General features: G+C 71.9%; 18 protein-coding genes. 9 read left to right on the top strand and 9 right to left on the bottom strand.

Annotated elements, in window-relative coordinates:
* The first annotated feature begins 89 nt into the window (after positions 1 to 89).
* Positions 90 to 569: an XdhC family protein gene (locus ABEA42_RS17905; protein ID WP_345505241.1), complete on the top strand. Its 480-nt coding sequence runs from the start codon at positions 90 to 92 to the stop codon at positions 567 to 569.
* Here ABEA42_RS17905 and ABEA42_RS17910 read toward each other — a convergent pair.
* Positions 551 to 1,021, bottom strand: coding sequence for a nuclear transport factor 2 family protein (locus ABEA42_RS17910; RefSeq protein ID WP_345505242.1), 471 nt, complete (start codon positions 1,019 to 1,021; stop codon positions 551 to 553). The two genes, ABEA42_RS17905 and ABEA42_RS17910, sit on opposite strands and share 19 nt — an antisense overlap.
* A 103-nt stretch (positions 1,022 to 1,124) precedes the next feature.
* Here ABEA42_RS17910 and holA point away from each other — a divergent pair, with 103 nt between their 5' ends.
* Complete coding sequence (gene holA, locus ABEA42_RS17915) at positions 1,125 to 2,096, top strand: DNA polymerase III subunit delta (protein WP_345505243.1); 972 nt, start codon at positions 1,125 to 1,127, stop codon at positions 2,094 to 2,096.
* A 195-nt stretch (positions 2,097 to 2,291) separates the two neighbouring features.
* Positions 2,292 to 2,552 carry a 30S ribosomal protein S20 gene (rpsT, locus tag ABEA42_RS17920; protein ID WP_345505244.1) on the top strand — a complete coding sequence of 87 codons (261 nt, stop codon included), beginning with the start codon at positions 2,292 to 2,294 and terminating at the stop codon, positions 2,550 to 2,552.
* A gap of 99 nt (positions 2,553 to 2,651) precedes the next feature.
* On the opposite strand, the gene ABEA42_RS17925 is transcribed toward rpsT, so the two are convergent.
* From ABEA42_RS17925 to ABEA42_RS17935, 3 genes are all read right to left on the bottom strand, one after another.
* Positions 2,652 to 3,554, bottom strand: a complete 903-nt coding sequence (locus tag ABEA42_RS17925) for a GH25 family lysozyme (RefSeq protein WP_345505245.1) — start codon at positions 3,552 to 3,554, stop codon at positions 2,652 to 2,654.
* A 178-nt stretch (positions 3,555 to 3,732) separates the two neighbouring features.
* Entirely contained in the window at positions 3,733 to 4,329 is a 597-nt protein-coding gene (locus ABEA42_RS17930) for a type II toxin-antitoxin system PemK/MazF family toxin (RefSeq protein ID WP_345505246.1), read from the bottom strand.
* A gap of 113 nt (positions 4,330 to 4,442) precedes the next feature.
* Positions 4,443 to 5,342 carry a M48 family metallopeptidase gene (locus ABEA42_RS17935; protein WP_345505247.1) on the bottom strand — a complete coding sequence of 300 codons (900 nt, stop codon included), beginning with the start codon at positions 5,340 to 5,342 and terminating at the stop codon, positions 4,443 to 4,445.
* 130 nt (positions 5,343 to 5,472) lie between these two features.
* Between ABEA42_RS17935 and ABEA42_RS17940 the strand changes: the two genes are divergently transcribed.
* From ABEA42_RS17940 to ABEA42_RS17955, 4 genes are all read left to right on the top strand, one after another.
* Entirely contained in the window at positions 5,473 to 6,759 is a 1,287-nt protein-coding gene (locus ABEA42_RS17940) for an MFS transporter (protein ID WP_345505248.1), read from the top strand.
* Between the two features lie 107 nt (positions 6,760 to 6,866).
* Positions 6,867 to 8,708: a translation elongation factor 4 gene (lepA, locus tag ABEA42_RS17945; protein WP_345505356.1), complete on the top strand. Its 1,842-nt coding sequence runs from the start codon at positions 6,867 to 6,869 to the stop codon at positions 8,706 to 8,708.
* 64 nt (positions 8,709 to 8,772) lie between these two features.
* On the top strand, positions 8,773 to 9,243 hold the full coding sequence (locus tag ABEA42_RS17950; protein WP_345505249.1) for a hotdog fold domain-containing protein: 471 nt from the start codon (positions 8,773 to 8,775) through the stop codon (positions 9,241 to 9,243).
* Positions 9,244 to 9,323: 80 nt separating this feature from the next.
* Entirely contained in the window at positions 9,324 to 9,893 is a 570-nt protein-coding gene (locus ABEA42_RS17955; RefSeq protein ID WP_345505250.1) for a dihydrofolate reductase family protein, read from the top strand.
* A 17-nt stretch (positions 9,894 to 9,910) separates the two neighbouring features.
* On the opposite strand, the gene ABEA42_RS17960 is transcribed toward ABEA42_RS17955, so the two are convergent.
* The 3 genes from ABEA42_RS17960 to ABEA42_RS17970 are packed head-to-tail and all read right to left on the bottom strand — an operon-like array spanning position 9,911 to position 12,019.
* Complete coding sequence (locus tag ABEA42_RS17960) at positions 9,911 to 10,615, bottom strand: VOC family protein (protein ID WP_345505251.1); 705 nt, start codon at positions 10,613 to 10,615, stop codon at positions 9,911 to 9,913.
* A 55-nt stretch (positions 10,616 to 10,670) separates the two neighbouring features.
* A complete protein-coding gene (locus ABEA42_RS17965) occupies positions 10,671 to 11,225 on the bottom strand; it encodes an NUDIX hydrolase (protein WP_345505252.1) in 555 nt (184 codons plus the stop codon).
* Positions 11,222 to 12,019 carry a tyrosine-protein phosphatase gene (locus ABEA42_RS17970; RefSeq protein WP_345505253.1) on the bottom strand — a complete coding sequence of 266 codons (798 nt, stop codon included), beginning with the start codon at positions 12,017 to 12,019 and terminating at the stop codon, positions 11,222 to 11,224. The genes ABEA42_RS17965 and ABEA42_RS17970 overlap by 4 nt, the downstream gene beginning before the upstream one ends.
* Before the next feature lie 60 nt (positions 12,020 to 12,079).
* On the opposite strand from ABEA42_RS17970, the gene hemW reads away from it, so the two are divergent.
* The gene (gene hemW, locus ABEA42_RS17975) at positions 12,080 to 13,309 is read left to right on the top strand and encodes a radical SAM family heme chaperone HemW (protein WP_345505254.1); all 1,230 of its coding nucleotides are present in this window, start codon (positions 12,080 to 12,082) and stop codon (positions 13,307 to 13,309) included.
* 7 nt (positions 13,310 to 13,316) lie between these two features.
* Here hemW and ABEA42_RS17980 read toward each other — a convergent pair whose 3' ends face one another.
* Together ABEA42_RS17980 and ABEA42_RS17985 are read right to left on the bottom strand one after the other, a co-directional pair.
* Positions 13,317 to 13,727 (bottom strand): DUF4870 domain-containing protein, encoded by a 411-nt coding sequence (locus ABEA42_RS17980; protein WP_345505255.1) that lies wholly within the window; start codon positions 13,725 to 13,727, stop codon positions 13,317 to 13,319.
* A 114-nt stretch (positions 13,728 to 13,841) separates the two neighbouring features.
* Positions 13,842 to 14,717: a DUF3097 domain-containing protein gene (locus tag ABEA42_RS17985; protein WP_345505256.1), complete on the bottom strand. Its 876-nt coding sequence runs from the start codon at positions 14,715 to 14,717 to the stop codon at positions 13,842 to 13,844.
* Positions 14,718 to 14,916: 199 nt separating this feature from the next.
* Between ABEA42_RS17985 and hrcA the strand changes: the two genes are divergently transcribed.
* Positions 14,917 to 15,948 carry a heat-inducible transcriptional repressor HrcA gene (hrcA, locus tag ABEA42_RS17990; RefSeq protein ID WP_345505257.1) on the top strand — a complete coding sequence of 344 codons (1,032 nt, stop codon included), beginning with the start codon at positions 14,917 to 14,919 and terminating at the stop codon, positions 15,946 to 15,948.
* The last annotated feature ends 26 nt before the right edge of the window (positions 15,949 to 15,974 follow it).

Raw genomic sequence — 15,974 nt, forward strand, 5'->3', positions numbered from 1 at the left:
TTGGGAGGAAGAGCGGGTACGAGGCCGGCGCGGGAGTGAGGTGGCGAGGCAGGCACCCACGCCTCGCCCTGGGGGGCGATACTCGTCGCATGGAAGGTTCCCCGCACCTGCTCCTCGTCGGTGACGGCCCCGTGGTCGAGGCGCTGCAGGCCCTGTGCGAGCCGCTGGGGTGGACCACGACGGTGTCCGCGGTCCAGGCGCCGGTGCTGCCCGACCACGACGCGGTGGTCGTCACGAGCCACCACGACGACGTCGACGGGCCGGTGATCCGCGACGCCCTGGCCGCCGGGACGGCGTACGTGGGCGCCATGGGCTCACGCGCGACGCAGGCCCGACGCCGTGAGTGGCTGCTCACCCACGGGGTGGGGGAGGAAGCGCTGGAGAACCTCCACGCGCCGATCGGGCTGGACATCGGCGCCCAGGCACCCGGGGAGATCGCGCTCGCGATCCTCGCCGAGGTCGTGGCGGTACGCCGCGGCGCAGCCACCGCGGTCGCGTCGGTGTCCGACCGCGGGGGTGCCATCCACCCCGACCTGGCCCCCGGCGAGGCCTACTGCCCCGGCGGCTGACCCTGCGGGTCCGACGGGCGGGGTTCCTGCACCCGCAGGCCGGGGCGTTCGTCCTCCCAGACGACCGCGGTGATGCGCCACCGGTCCCGGGTGCGGACCAGCTGGATCGACTTCGTGCCGTTGCCCTGCTGGCGCTCACCGTCGGCGACCCACTCCTTGGCGTAGGTGCACCAGACCTGCGCGATGTCGCCGGACAGGTCCACGCGGGCACCGGTCACCCACTCCCGGAAGTCCTCCAGCGCACCTGACTGCAGCAGCTCGACGCGTGGCTCGACGAAGGTGTCGACCGAGTAGGTCGTGGGTGCGGCGTCCCCGGCCCTCACGATCACGGCGCCCGGGTCCAGCACCCCGCGCAGCCGCACGGCCCCATCGACCACGCCCGGTCCGGAGACGAAGGCCGCGATGAAGGTGTCGACGGTGGCGAGGACCTCGTCGTGGTCGGGTGACGGCATGGGGTCACCCTCACACCGGGGGCTCCGGCGGGGCAACCGGCGTGCCGGGTCGGTCGCCGGGTACGTCGCCGGGTCTGTCCCCGGGGCGTGGCAGGCTGGCCCCGTGACCACCACCGCGACCGCCGTGCCGCCGCTCGTGCTCATCACCGGGCCGGAGCAGGTGATCGCCGACCGCGCGCTCGCCGGCACGCTCGAGGAGCTGCGGGCGGCCGACCCCGACGTGGAGGTGGTGCGCCTCTACGCCGCCACCTACGAGCCGGGAGCCGTCGGCGTGCACGCCAGCCCGTCGCTGTTCGGCGGGGCCAAGGCCATCGTCGTGCACGACCTCGACGAGGCCCCGGACGAGCTGCAGGAGGACCTGCTCGCCCTCCTCGCCGCCCCCGAGCCCGACGTGACCCTGGTGGTGACCCACAAGTCGGGGCAGCGGGGCAAGAAGGTGCTCGACACCATCAAGAAGGGGCAGGCCAGGGTCCTGGAGGCGCCGGCCATCAAGTCCGACCGTGACAAGGCCGAGTTCGCCACCCACGAGTTCCGGCGAGCCGGGCGCAAGGCCAGCCCCGATGCCGTCCGGGCCCTCATCGAGGCCGTCGGCAAGGACGTCCGCGAGCTCGCCGCTGCCTGCCAGCAGCTGGTCGCCGACACCACCGGCACCATCGACGAGCAGCTCGTGGCGAGGTACCACGGGGGCAAGGTCGAGGCGACGGGCTTCCGGGTCGCCGACGCCGCCGTTGCCGGCCAGGCCGGTGACGCCCTGCGGCTGCTGCGGCACGCCATCGCGACCGGTGTCGACCCGGTGCCGATCGTGGCGGTGCTCGCCCAGCAGCTGCGCCAGCTGGTCAAGGTCGGTGCCGCGGGGCGCGGCCGGTCCGCCGACGTGGCGCGTGACCTCGGTATGGCGCCGTGGCAGGTCGACAAGGCCCGGCGAGGCCTGAGCGGGTGGGGTCCCGAGGGGTTGGCGGAGTCGATCCAGGCCGTCGCGCTCGCCGACTTCGAGGTCAAGGGTGGCGGTCGTGACCCGGTCTACGCCGTGGAGCGCGCCATCCTCACGATCACCGGGGCGAGGACCGGTCGCTGAGCAGGAGGGCTCGCTCCGGCACGTTTTGGGGGAGCGGCCCACTCGCTGGTAGATTTGCCCATCGCGTGCGCGCATGGTCGTGCGCGCATGCTGCACCACCCAGAGCGTCTCAACCACGGGTGCCCCACGCCCGGTCCCGAGATGCTTCTGCCGCCCTCTAACGGCAACTACCGACCAACCAAGAGAGACACACCTGTGGCAAACATCAAGTCCCAGCTCAAGCGGATCAAGACGAACCGCACGGCGACCGAGCGCAACAAGGCCGTCAAGAGCGAGCTCAAGACCTGGATCCGCAAGTTCCAGGCCGCCGCGGCGTCCGGCGACGCCACGGCCACCCAGGAGGCGCTGAAGGTTGCCTCCACCAAGCTCGACAAGGCCGTGAGCAAGGGCGTCATCCACGCCAACCAGGCCGCCAACAAGAAGTCGGCCATGGCGAAGAAGGCCAACTCGCTCTGAGCGAGTCACCCTGACATCGCGAAGGGGCCGGTCACCGTGAGGTGACCGGCCCCTTCGTCGTCCCCCTCCTGAGGGGGCGGGTTACCGCGAGGCGGTGGGTCAGCCGAGGGCAAGCGCGCGGAGCCGCGTGAGGTCGCCGTTGAAGTAGTCCTGGTCCAGCGGGGAGTCGGTGTACTGCCAGAACGTGTAGTAGGCCCAGCCGGCGGGGAGGGTGCCGGGGGAGGTGTTGTACCGCGCGATCCAGAGCGGGTTGGTCGCGGAGAACTGGCTGGTGTTGCCGGTGCATGTCGTCCACCAGCTCGTGGTGGAGTAGATGACCGCGTCCCGGCCGGTGAGGGCCTTGTAGCGCGAGGTGAACGCGGCGATCCAGCTGCGCATCGAGGCCTGGCTCAGGCCGTAGCAGGTGGCGCCGTAGGGGTTGTACTCGATGTCGAGCACGCCAGGCAGGGTCTTGCCGTCACCGGACCAGCCGCCGCCGTGGCCGACGAACCAGTCCGCCTGCGCCGTGCCCGAGGAGCTGTCCGGCAGCGCGAAGTGGTAGGACCCGCGGATCATGCCGACGTTGTAGGAACCGTTGTACTGCTGGGCGAAGTAGGAGTTCTGGTAGGTCGTGCCCTCGGTGGCCTTGACGTAGGCGAACCGCTTGCCCTGTCCCCAGTAGGTGGCCCAGTCGACGTTGCCCTGCCACTTGGAGACGTCGATGCCGGAGGTCTGCGTGGCAGCGGCGAGGCTCGATGCCTGGGCTGCCTGCTTCGGTGTCGGGGTGGGACGACCGTGGCCGTCCTGCGACCAGCCCATCCAGGCGTCGCCGGCGGAGCGGATCCCCGCCGCACGGGCGGAGTCGTTCGGCTGCGCAGCGGCCGGCTGGCTCGGCGAACCGGTGCCCGGGCCGGTGGCGGTGCTCGCCGTGGCGGACGAGGCGGCGGTGGCCGAGGCGGCGAGCAGGGTGGCGGCAAAGGCCGTGGCCAGTACGGCGGCGCGGCGCGGACGAGTTCGCGTCATGGTGGTTCCCCCTGGGGTCCTGGGCCGCGGACGCGGCCTCGCACAAGGTACAAACCGCCACAGTGGGCGAGGGTCAAGCCAGCGTGCCGGGTTCCCCTGCGTCGGGGCAAGACTCGCCCAAGTCACGGCAGGCGCGTCCAGCTCGGTCCAGGGTTCAGTCGAGGGCTTGGTCCAGGGCTCAGCCCAGGGCACGCACCGCGGCGGCCACCTCGTCGAACCTGGCCCGGTCGAGGGTGGCGCCCTCGCGGCGCACGGCAGCGGGGTCGACGCGCAGCACCCGGTCCAGGCGGACCTCGCTCGGGCGCCCGGCGCGGTCCCACGCGCCGCTGCCGATGTCGAGCCATCGCCGGCCGTACCGCGCCTCCTGGGCGGCGTCACGGTCGTGGTCCTGGCTGGTGAGCATGAGCCCCAGCAGCCAGTCACCGTCGTGCCCCACGAGCAGGACGGGCCGGTCCTTGCCCTGGCGGTGGTCCTCCTCGTAGGGCACCCAGGTCCACACGATCTCGCCGGGGTCGGGGCGTCCGTCGGGGTTGGCGGCGTAGACGAGGTCCGGCACACCGCTGAAGTCGCCAGGGTAGGCGCTCGGCGCGGCCGGCTGCCGGCGCGACGTCGTGGCCGGTCGCCTCGGCGACGTCGGGGACGGTCGCCTTGGCGAGGTCGGGGCGGGCGCGGCGCCGGTGCGTCGGGTCCTGCTGCGCAGCCACTCCCGAGCCGCCTGACGGGCCGCGCGCCCGAGCACGTGCGCCAGCTGCTCACCGAGTCCGCGTCGCGCCATGCCCGTCACGCTACCGGGGGTCGCGGACACAGGTTGGGAGCGGGCACAGGTGGGGAGCGGACACCGGGTGTCCCGGGCGGTGCGGGGGAGCCAGCACTGCTCTGCTGTGCCGGTCAGATGCGGTCCTTGGGACGCCACAGCAGCCGGCCCGGACGACGGCGGTCACGCAGGGCGTGCGAGCGCCAGAGCAGGACGGGGTGGCTGGCGAGGGCGTTGACCAGCCAGACGAAGAAGCCGCGCTCGGTCGTCGCACGGTCGGCGAGGGCGTTCACGTCGACGCTGCGGTTGAGGTACTTGCCGGCAGCGAGCGTCGCCATGGCACCGGCGCTGCCGTGCGGGACGAGCGCGTAGCCGAAGTTGTCGGCCGTGTACTCCTGGCTGCGGCTCAGCGTCGAGCCCAGGAACGGGATCCACTGGGCGCCGCTGATGGCGAGCACGCGCCAGTAGCTGGTGTGGCCGGCTGCGATGTGGCCGACCTCGTGGCCGATGATGAAACGCAGCGCGTCGGGGTTGCGGGCCTGCCCACCGATCTCGAACAGGTCGCTGTAGATGAAGATGAACCGGCGGAACCCGTGGCCGGACGCCGCTGCGTTGATCATGCCGTTGCCGAGCACGACGTAGGCGTCGGGCACCTTCGGCAGGCCGTGGTGGGCGCACGAGTCGAGCAGCATCTGGTACGCCTCGGGGTACTGCGTCGGGCTGATCTTGACCCCGTTGAGCCGCTGCTGGGCGTAGAGCTGGCCGCGCAGGAAGTAGATGAGGACCGGGGCGGCGAGCAGGATCACGGCGTACGGGTCGGGCTCGCGGCGCTCGACCACGGCCGAGGCCACCTCGTAGCCGCACACCGACCACACGACGAACGACCCGAGGATCACGAGCACCAGGCAGAGGTTCTCCAGGGGGTGGCGCAGGTGCGAGCGCACCGAGCGCCGGTACCCGTGCGGCGGCGTCGGCACGTACGGCTGGTACGGGCCCGGCGCGGGCGCGGCTGGGTGGTAGGTCTGCTCGGCCATGGGTCCCCTCGCTCGGTGGTCGGCGTCGGCACCGATGGTATGTCTCGACCGGTGGCACCCGGCACCGGTGCGCCCCCGTGGCGTGGGACAGTCCGGGAATGCTCCACCGCGCTCCTGCCGTTGCACCGCTGTGAACGACCCCACCCCCGCAGTGCGGACCGTGCAGGACGCGCCGGCCTCGAGCGCCTCACAGGTGCCGGGCGACCTCCCGCCAGTCCGTCCCGCGCACACGCGCCTGGCCCTGCTCGCCCTCGCGATCGGCGGCTTCGCCATCGGCACCACCGAGTTCGTGACGATGGGCCTGCTGCCGGAGGTCGCCCGCGGCGTCGGCATCTCGATCCCGACCGCCGGGCACGTCGTCTCCGCCTACGCCGCCGGCGTCGTCGTCGGGGCACCGGTCCTGGCCACGCTGGGCTCGAAGATGCCGCGCAAGCAGCTGCTGCTGTGGCTCATGGGCGGCTTCGCCGTCGCCAACGGCTTGTCCGCGCTCGCCAACAGCTACGGCCTGCTCATGGGGGCGCGCTTCCTGTCGGGACTGCCCCACGGCGCGTACTTCGGCGTGGGCTCCCTCGTCGCAGCCTCCCTCGTGCCCGCCCACCGGCGGACCTGGGCCGTGTCGATGATGATCACCGGCCTCACCGTCGCCAACATCGTCGGCGTCCCGGTGACGACCCGCCTCGGGCAGGAGTACGGGTGGCAGTGGCCGTACGCGGCGGTCTCCGTGATCGCCCTCGTCACCGTGCTCGCGGTGTGGCGCTGGGTGCCGTTCTGCCCGCCGGACGGGGGAGCGACCCTGCGCTCGGAGCTGTCGGCCCTGCGCCGGCCCCAGGTGTGGTTCGCGCTGGCCATCGGCACCGTCGGCTTCGGCGGCATGTTCGCGACGTTCTCCTACATCTCGCCGACGATGACCGAGCTCGGCGGGTTCGGCAGCGGCGCGATCCCCCTGATCCTGGCCGTCTACGGCGTGGGCATGACCGCCGGCGCGATGCTGTCCGGGCCGGTCTCCCGGATCGGCCTGCTGCGCGGCATCTGCGCCGTCATGGGCACCATCGCGGTGATGCTGGTGCTCTTCGGCCCGGCCGTGCAGGCCGCCAAGTGGCTGGCGGTCGTCGCGGTCTTCATGCTCGGCCTGCTGCCGAGCATCCTCGTGCCCATGCTGCAGACGCGCCTCATGGACGTCGCCCACGAGGGCCAGTCGCTGGCCGCGGCGCTCAACCACTCGACGCTCAACATCGCCAACGCCCTCGGCGCCTGGCTCGGGTCGATCGTCCTGTCGGCAGGGCTCGGCTACGAGTGGCCGTCGCGGATCGGCGCGATCCTCGCCGTGCTCGGTGTCGGTATCGCGCTCGCGTCCGGACTGGTGGGGATGCGCACGGCGCGCCGCGACGCCGCGGCCGCGCGGCCCGTGTCCGCCTGAGGGGGCGATGAGGCCAGCGCGGCCGGTCACGGGCACCCTCGTGGCCATGGGAGGATGAACCGTTCCCGTCCGTCGCACCCGTGAGGTCTCGAGTACCCGTGTCCCCCCTGGCCCGTACCGCGCTGCAGCCGCACGCAACGCCGCCGGAGCTGATCCGGAACTTCTGCATCATCGCGCACATCGACCACGGCAAGTCGACGCTCGCGGACCGCATGCTCCAGATCACCGGCATCGTCGACGCCCGGGCGATGCGCGCGCAGTACCTCGACCGCATGGACATCGAGCGCGAGCGCGGCATCACCATCAAGAGCCAGGCCGTGCGCATGCCGTGGGAGCTCGAGGGCAAGACCTACGCGCTCAACATGATCGACACCCCCGGCCACGTCGACTTCACCTACGAGGTGTCGCGCTCGCTGGCCGCGTGCGAGGGAGCGGTCCTGCTCGTCGACGCGGCGCAGGGGATCGAGGCCCAGACGCTGGCCAACCTCTACCTCGCCATGGAGAACGACCTGGCGATCATCCCGGTGCTCAACAAGATCGACCTGCCCGCCGCGCAGCCCGAGAAGTTCGCCGAGGAGCTCGCCGGCCTCATCGGCTGCGAGCCCGAGGACTGCCTGCGCGTCTCCGGCAAGACCGGCGAGGGCGTCGAGCCCCTGCTCGACCAGATCGTGCGCCAGCTGCCGGCCCCGGTCGGCGACCCCGACGCACCGGCCCGGGCGATGATCTTCGACTCCGTCTACGACACCTACCGCGGTGTGGTCACCTACGTCCGCGTGATCGACGGCAACCTCAACCCGCGCGAGAAGATCGCGATGATGTCGACGCGCGCGACCCACGAGCTCCTCGAGATCGGCGTCAGCTCGCCCGAGCCGACTCCGGCCAAGGGTCTCGGCGTCGGCGAGGTCGGCTACCTCATCACCGGGGTGAAGGACGTCCGGCAGTCGCGCGTCGGTGACACCGTGACCAACGCCGCCAAGCCGGCCAAGGACGCCCTCGGCGGCTACCGCGACCCCAAGCCCATGGTCTTCTCCGGGCTCTACCCGATCGACGGCTCGGACTACCCCGACCTGCGAGACGCGCTCGACAAGCTCAAGCTCAACGACGCGGCGCTGGTCTACGAGCCGGAGACCTCGGCCGCCCTGGGCTTCGGCTTCCGCATCGGCTTCCTCGGGATGCTCCACCTCGAGATCGTGCGCGAGCGGCTCGAGCGGGAGTTCGACCTCGACCTCATCTCGACCCTGCCGAACGTCGTCTACCAGGTGACGATGGACGACGGGAAGGTCCTCGAGGTCACCAACCCCAGCGAGTTCCCCTACGGCAAGGTCTCCTCGGTGACCGAGCCGGTCGTGCGGGCCACGATCCTGGCGCCGAGCGAGTTCATCGGCGCCATCATGGAGCTCTGCCAGCAGAAGCGGGGCAGCCTGCGCGGCATGGACTACCTGTCCGAGGACCGGGTCGAGATGCGCTACACGCTGCCGCTCGCCGAGATCGTGTTCGACTTCTTCGACCAGCTGAAGTCCCGCACGCGCGGCTACGCCTCGCTCGACTACGAGCCCGACGGTGACCAGGTCGCCGACCTCGTCAAGGTCGACATCCTGCTCCAGGGCGAGACGGTCGACGCGTTCAGCTCGATCGTCCACAAGGACAAGGCCTACGCGTACGGCGTGATGATGGCCAGCAAGCTCAAGGACCTCATCCCGCGGCAGCAGTTCGAGGTGCCGATCCAGGCCGCCATCGGCGCGCGCATCATCGCCCGCGAGAACATTCGCGCCATCCGCAAGGACGTGCTCGCCAAGTGCTACGGCGGTGACATCAGCCGCAAGCGCAAGCTGCTCGAGAAGCAGAAGGCCGGCAAGAAGCGGATGAAGAACATCGGCACGGTCGAGGTCCCGCCGGAGGCGTTCATCGCCGCGCTGTCCAGCGACGCGGGGGACAAGGCCAAGAAGTAGCCGGCCGGTCGGTGTGACGCAGGCCGCGGTGCAGGGTGGGGTTACCCATCGGTAACCTCGGGCCATGGTCGACACCTTCGCGCTGTACCAGCGGTTGTCCCGGCTGCCCCGCGGTCGGGTGGTCTTCTCGCTCGTCTTCGAGCAGGCGGCACCGTACTTCCGCACCGCCAGGCCGCGCTTCGTCGAGCTCGGGCCGAACCGCGCCGAGCTGACGATCCGCAAGCGTCGACGGGTCCAGAACCACCTGGGCACCGTGCACGTCATCGCGATCTGCAACGGGCTCGAGGCGGCCATGGGCGCCCTCGCCGAGGCCACCATCCCGGCGCACCGACGCTGGATACCCAAGGGCATGGAGGTCGACTACGCCGCGAAGGCGACGACCGACATCACCTGCGTCGCCACCACCGACCCTGCCGACTGGGCCCGGGGCGGCGACGTCGAGGTCCCGGTCCACGTGGTCGCGACCCGGGCCGACGGCACCGCCGTGGTCGAGGGGACCATCCGGCTGTGGGTCACCGACAAGCCGACTCGATGACGCGCGCCAGGCCTGTTCTCGACGGGCGCAGGTCTGGGTAGAGTCCGAGAACCCGTCCTGCCCACTGAGGGAGCGCTGCGATGAGACCACTTCGGTACGGGATCAACGTCACGCTCGACGGCTGCTGCCACCACGAGGCGGGACTGCCTCCCGACGAGGAGTCGATGGCGTTCTGGACGTCCGAGATCGAGCGCGCAGACGCGTTGCTCTACGGCCGGGTGACCTACTCGATGATGGAGTCGGCGTGGCGGCGGCCGGTCGACGGTTCGTGGCCCGACTGGATGGGGGACGCGGACATCCCGTTCGCCGAGGCCATCGACCAGAAGACGAAGTACGTCGTCTCGAGCACGCTGGGCGACGTCGACTGGAACGCGGAGCTGCTTCGCGGTGACCTGAAGGAGTCGGTCGAGCGGCTCAAGCAGCAGCCGGGCCACGGCCTGTCCGTGGGTGGCGTCACGCTCCCCCTGGCGCTGGCGGACCTGGGGCTGATCGACGAGTACCTGTTCGTCGTCCAGCCGGTCCTCGCCGGTCACGGGCCGACGCTGCTCGCGGGTCTGCGCGAGCGCATCCAGCTCGAGCTGGTGGAGCGGCAGGAGCTCCGGTCGGGTGCCGTCGCCATGCGGTTTCGGCCGACGGCCACCCCGGGGTGACGCGACAGCCGGGGGTCTCAGCTCGAGGACGGTGACTCGGCGACGCAGAGCACCCCGCGGTTCCCGTCCTGGTCGGCCACCACGACGAGCGAGGGTGCCTCGCTGTCGTCCACGACGGTGCCGCCGGCAGCCACGACGGCTGCGAGGCGCTGCTCGGCCACCTCGGCCGGCACGTAGACCTCGACGTGGAAGCGTTGGGGAGGGCCATCGCCCTCGTCCGGGTCGCGGAACCACAGGTTCGGGACCCGCCCGGTCGCGTCGCGGACCTCGTCGCCGGGCGTCCCACGGCCCTGCGCGGCGGGGTCACCGGTCAGCAGGGCGGCCCAGACCGGGGCGATGGCCGCCGAACGGCTGGTGTCGAGGCCGAGCTCGAGCACGCTGACGGACGTCGGGTCGGCGGTCAGCCCGTGCTCGGCGGCGACCCGGGAGATCTCGCGGGCGAGGTCGACGTCCTGCTGGGTCGGCCACTGGACGACGTGCTCTGTGCCGTCGTCCTCGCGGTAGATCGCGTCGTCGGTGACCAGCTTGAGGTCGACGTACCCCTGGCCCAGACCCACGCTCGGGTGGTGGCCCAGGGCGTCTCCCTCCTCACCCACCGCGGTGACGAACCGGGCACCCGTCCCGAAGTCGTCGACGAGGAACCGCGCGTGCAGCCCCTGCGCCAGCTTGCGCCAGTCGGCCAAACCGGCCCGGGCGATCTGTTCCCGCCGCAGCATGTCCATTCCCGGACGATAGCCGCGATCTGCCCTCCCCGGACCGGTTATGCGCCGGCAGCTGTTACACCGGGACGGTGGACTCCTCCACGGTGCCGAAGTCGAGCGGTGTGGTCGTGCCGCCGGCGGAGACGTCCTCGGTGGCGTCCTCGGCGAGGGACCAGAGCATGAGTAGGGCGCGCGGCCAGATCTCCTCGGTCGTCGTCGCCAGCTCCTCACGGGTCCACCACCGGTGCGCCGTCATGGTGAGCAGCTCGAGCTCGGTGTGCCCGACCGTGCTCACCTCGAACGCCGGCACGCGGACGAACCAAAACGCCTCGTCCTGGGTGGTCACGACGTCGCTGTAGCCGTGCACCACGACCCGCGTCGCGAGGGGACCGACGAGGTCGGCGGGGGCCACCCTGGTCCCGGTCTCCTCGAACACCTCTCGGACGGCTGCCTCGACATCCTGCTCGCCGGGCTCGACCCCGCCACCCGGTGTGATCCACCAGTGGGGGACCGGCGCCATACCGGGGTCGCTGTCACGGAAGAGCAGCAGGCGGTCACGGTCGTCGACGAGCAGCACCCGCATGGCACGCCGCCGACCGCGCGGGCGGACGTCCGCGGTCCTGCGCGTCATGCGCGCAGCCGCTGCCGCAGCCGGGCCACCTGCTCGCCGCTCCAGCCCTGGTCGCGCAGCCAGCCTGCGACGCCGCCGTGGCGTTCGGCGAGCACGGTGAGGATGCGGGCCATGGTCTCCGGGCGGGGCCGGTGGTGGTCCATCGGCTGCCCCTCCAACGCCTCGCCGTACGCGGGCCGGGCCATGAGGCGGGCGACGACGCGTTCGATGCGCTCGTTGGTCGCGACGTAGTCGGCGACGACGTCCTCGTCGGAGACACCGGCCACCGACAGGGCCAGCCCGACGACCGTCCCGGTGCGGTCCTTGCCGGCGGCGCAGTGCACCACCGTCGCACCCTGCGCCCCCGCGACGACCTCGAGGGCGCCGAGCACGGAGTCCGGGCGGTCGGCGAGGTAGCCGAGGTAGTGGCTGGCCCAGTGGTCGTCGTCGCGCCGCGGCCGGGGTTCGGCCGCGCGCCGTGACTTCTTCGACCAGGGCACGACGAGGGCGTCCTCGGCGGAGAAGTCGCTCTCGTCCTCGCGGAGCAGGGAGTGCCGGTGGTGGGTCGCCAGACCCTTGACCTGCAACGGCGCCGGTCCCTCGATGTGCACCTCGACGTGGCTGCGCAGGTCGACCACGTCGCTGACGCCCACGACCTCGACGAGGTGCCGCATGTCCTCCTCGGTGAGGTCCTGGAGGTTGTCCGAGCGCAGCAGCCGACCCGTGGCGATGGTGCCGCCCTCGGTCGTGGGCAAGCCGCCCACGTCTCTCATGTTGACGACGCCTTCGAGGTCGATCCAGCGGGGTGGGGTCACGCTGCGACCCTACGCGTGGTGCGTCATCGGCGGCCGCTGGGCCTGCTGAGAGGATGAGGCATGCCCAGTGCCCTTCCCGACGGCGACCCCGCGCCGCCCGACGGCCTCCTGCCGGAAGCGGCGCTCGCGACCCTGGCGGCCCGCCCGTTCGGGGTCTACCTGCACGTGCCGTTCTGCTCGGTCCGGTGCGGCTACTGCGACTTCAACACCTACACCCTGACCGAGCTCGGCAACGACGGGGCCAGCGTCGCCACGTTCGCCGGTGCAGCGGTGCGGGAGCTCGACCTTGCGGTCTCGGTGCTCGGCGACCGCGCGCCGCAGGTGCAGACCGTGTTCGTCGGGGGCGGCACCCCCACGATGCTGGCCGCAGCAGACCTCGCCACGATGCTCCGCGGCGTACGCGAGAGGTTCGGGCTGGCCGAGGGCGCCGAGGTGACCACTGAGGCCAACCCGGACTCGGTCACGCGGGAGGGCCTGGAGCTGCTCGCGGAGGCCGGGTTCACCCGTGTGTCCCTCGGCATGCAGTCGGCCGTGCCGCACGTGCTGCGTACCCTGGAGCGCACCCACGACCCCGCCAACGTCGCGCGCGCCGTCGACGCGGCCCGCGCGGCGGGGCTGCAGGTCAGCCTCGACCTCATCTACGGGACGCCAGGGGAGAGCCTCGAGGACTGGCGGACCAGCCTGCGCACCGCCACCGACCTCGAGCCCGACCACGTCTCGGCGTACGCGCTCGTCGTCGAGGAGGGCACCAAGCTCGCGGCGCAGGTGCGTCGCGGCCAGGTGCCGGCACCCGAGGACGACGACGAGGCGGCCAAGTACGAGGTCGCCGACGAGCACCTCGCGGCGGCGGGCTACGGCTGGTACGAGGTCAGCAACTGGGCCACCCGCGAGGACGCGAGGTGCCGTCACAACGAGGGCTACTGGGCCGACGGCAACTGGTGGGGCATCGGGCCGGGCGCCCACAGCCACGTCGGTGGCGTGCGCTGGTGGAACGTCAAGCACCCCAACGCGTACGCCGCCCGCGTGGCATCCGGGGCGAGCCCGGCGCACGGGCGCGAGACCCTCACCGACGAGCAGCGGTACGACGAGCGTGTGCTCCTCGGCGTGCGCCTCGTCGAGGGGCTCCCGGTCGACGACCTGGCGCCCGAGGGCAGGACCGCGGTGGCCGGGCTCATCGCCGACGGGCTCGTGGACGCGACAGCGGCCCTGCGCCGCCAGCGGGTGGTGCTGACGAGGCAGGGCCGCCTGTTGGCCGACACCGTGGTGCGCCGGCTGCTCGGACTCCGCTAGCGCGAGGTCACTTCACGAACTGCGGCGTCAGCGGCGGGGTGTACCACTCGCCGTTGTTGGCCTTGACCGCCGCGAGGATGTGGACGATGAACGCGAACAGCAGCGCCAGGCCGTAGGTCAGGAACCCGACGAGGACCAGCATCAGCGGGAACGAGATGAGCAGCACGATCCCGGTGATGATCTGGATGTTGAGGGAGTTCGCCGCGTGCTGGCGCACGAACGGGCCGCGGTCCTTGTACATGAGGTAGATGACCAGCGAGCCGACGAACCCCAGGGTGCCGGCGCTGAGCACCATGGCGACGAGCGGGATGACGTGGGACAGGGTGGCCCAGCTGCGCTCCTGCTCGGGCGTCAGCGGGGCTGCGGGCGCGCCGTACCCGGGCGGGGTGGGCTGCTGGAACTGCGGTTGCTCGGTCATGGTGTCCTCCGTGGTGGTGATGGCGACCAGTCAAACGCATGCCGGCCGTCGCGCACAGCACTTTCGGGGTCGTTGCAGGGACAGGTCAGGGGCCGGTCAGGGTCGACCCCGACGTCAGTGGCCCGGCTCGGTGACGAAGTCGATGAGCTCCTCGACGCTGGCGAGCAGGGTCGGCTCGAGGTCGGCGTAGGAGCGCACGGTGCCGAGGATCTGCTTCCAGGCGCGGGCGATGTCGGCCTGGGTGTCGGCCTGCCAGCCCAGGTGGTGGCAGATGCCGTGCTTCCACGACTGGCCGCGCGGGATGACCGGCCACTGCTGGAGGCCCAGGCGTTCGGGGCGGACCGACTGCCACACGTCGACGTAGGGGTGGCCGAGGATCCTGACGTGCGCGGCATACGGGCCCTTGCGGCAGGCCTGGACCACCTTGTCCTCCTTGGTGCCGGGCAGCAGGTGGTCGACGAGGACGCCCATCCGCCGGCCGGGTCCGGGCTGGAAGTCGCGGATCGCTGCGGCGAGGTCGTCGACGCCGTCGAGCATCTCGACGACGACACCCTCGATGCGCAGGTCGTCGCCCCAGACCTTCTCGACGAGCTCGGCGTCGTGGCGTCCCTCGACGAAGATGCGCGAGCCGCTGGCCACCCGGGCCTTGGCGCCCTCGACGGCACGGGAGCCCGACGCCGTCCGCGAGGTCGCGGCCCTGGCCTCCGCGAGCTGTGCCCGGGCCGCGGCCGTGGGCGGGGTGAGGATGACGGGAGCGCCGTCGAGCAGGAAGCCGGGTCCCATGGGGAACCCCTTGGTGCGGCCACGCCGGTCCTCGAGGTGCACCACCCGCATGCCGCCGGCCTTCTCGACGCGCACGACGGCGCCGCACCAGCCGGTCTGCGCGTCCTCGACCACCAGCCCGGTCTCGGCCTCCACCTCGCGCGAGCGTCCCCTCGGGGGGACCTTCCAGTCGCCGGAGAGGACATCGGAGCCATAGCGGTCGGACACCGACGCAGGGTATGCCGCCGGGTCGCCGAGCCCCGCGAGGACGCGCCGCGGGCGGTCGGGGCCGGTCGGGCGGGACCCGGCGCCGGTTCGGCCGGCAGGCGGGGAACACCGTAGACTTGGCACTCGCTGACCATGAGTGCCAGCGGGTCGGTGGCGGTCGCCGCCGGTCCGGGACAAAACTCGTCACAGGAGGTGTCCGATGAGCGAGGAGCGTCGTCTCGCCGTGCTGCGCGCGATCGTGCAGGACTACGTCGAGACCTCCGAGCCCGTGGGGTCCAAGGCCCTCCTCGAGCGCCACCAGCTCGGGGTGTCGGCCGCGACCGTGCGCAACGACATGGCCGCCCTCGAGGAGGAGGGCCTCATCGCGGCCCCGCACACCAGTGCCGGGCGGGTGCCCACGGACGCCGGCTACCGGCTGTTCGTCGACCGCCTCAGCTCGGTCAAGCCGATGTCGGCCGCGGAGCGCTCGGCGATCGGCCAGTTCCTCGAGGGCGCCGTCGACCTCGACGACGTCGTCGACCGCACCGTGCGCCTGCTCGCCTCGCTCACCCGGCAGGTCGCGGTGATGCAGTACCCGTCGCTGACCCGCTCGTCGGTGCGGCACATCGAGTTCGTGCCCATGGGCAGCACCCGCCTGATGATCGTCCTGATCGTCAACACCGGCCGGGTCGAGCAGCGGGTGATCGAGACCACCCACGACCTGTCGACCCCCGACGGCGAGGCGACCCTGGGCCTGCTCCGGGCCAAGGTCAACGCCCGGGCCGTCGGCGCACGTCTCGTCGACGCGGCGGACTCGCTCGGCTCGCTGCCGGAGGAGTTCGAGCCGGCCGACCGCGACCTCGTCCGGGCCGTGCTGCGCTCCCTGGACGACGCGCTGGTCGAGGAGCGGGAGGAGCGGGTCGTGCTCGCCGGCACCTCCAACCTGGCGCGCGTCGGCACCGACTTCCCGCTCACGATCGGCCCGGTCCTCGAGGCCCTCGAGCAGCACGTCGTGCTCCTCAAGCTGCTCGGCACGGCCCGCGAGACCTCCGACGCCGTCTCGGTCCGCATCGGCCACGAGAACCCCTTCGCGGGGCTGCAGACGACGTCGGTCGTCTCCACCGAGTACGGCACCGGCTCCGAGCTGGTGGCCGGGCTCGGCGTCCTCGGACCCACGCGGATGGACTACCCGACCACGATGGCGTCGGTGCGGGCCGTCGCCACCTACGTCTCCCGAATCCTGGCGCAGTGACCGTCGTCCCTGACGGCACCGCGCGA

Origin of the sequence: Pedococcus ginsenosidimutans (assembly GCF_039544395.1) — a bacterium.
Classification (GTDB): Bacteria; Actinomycetota; Actinomycetes; order Actinomycetales; family Dermatophilaceae; genus Pedococcus; species Pedococcus ginsenosidimutans.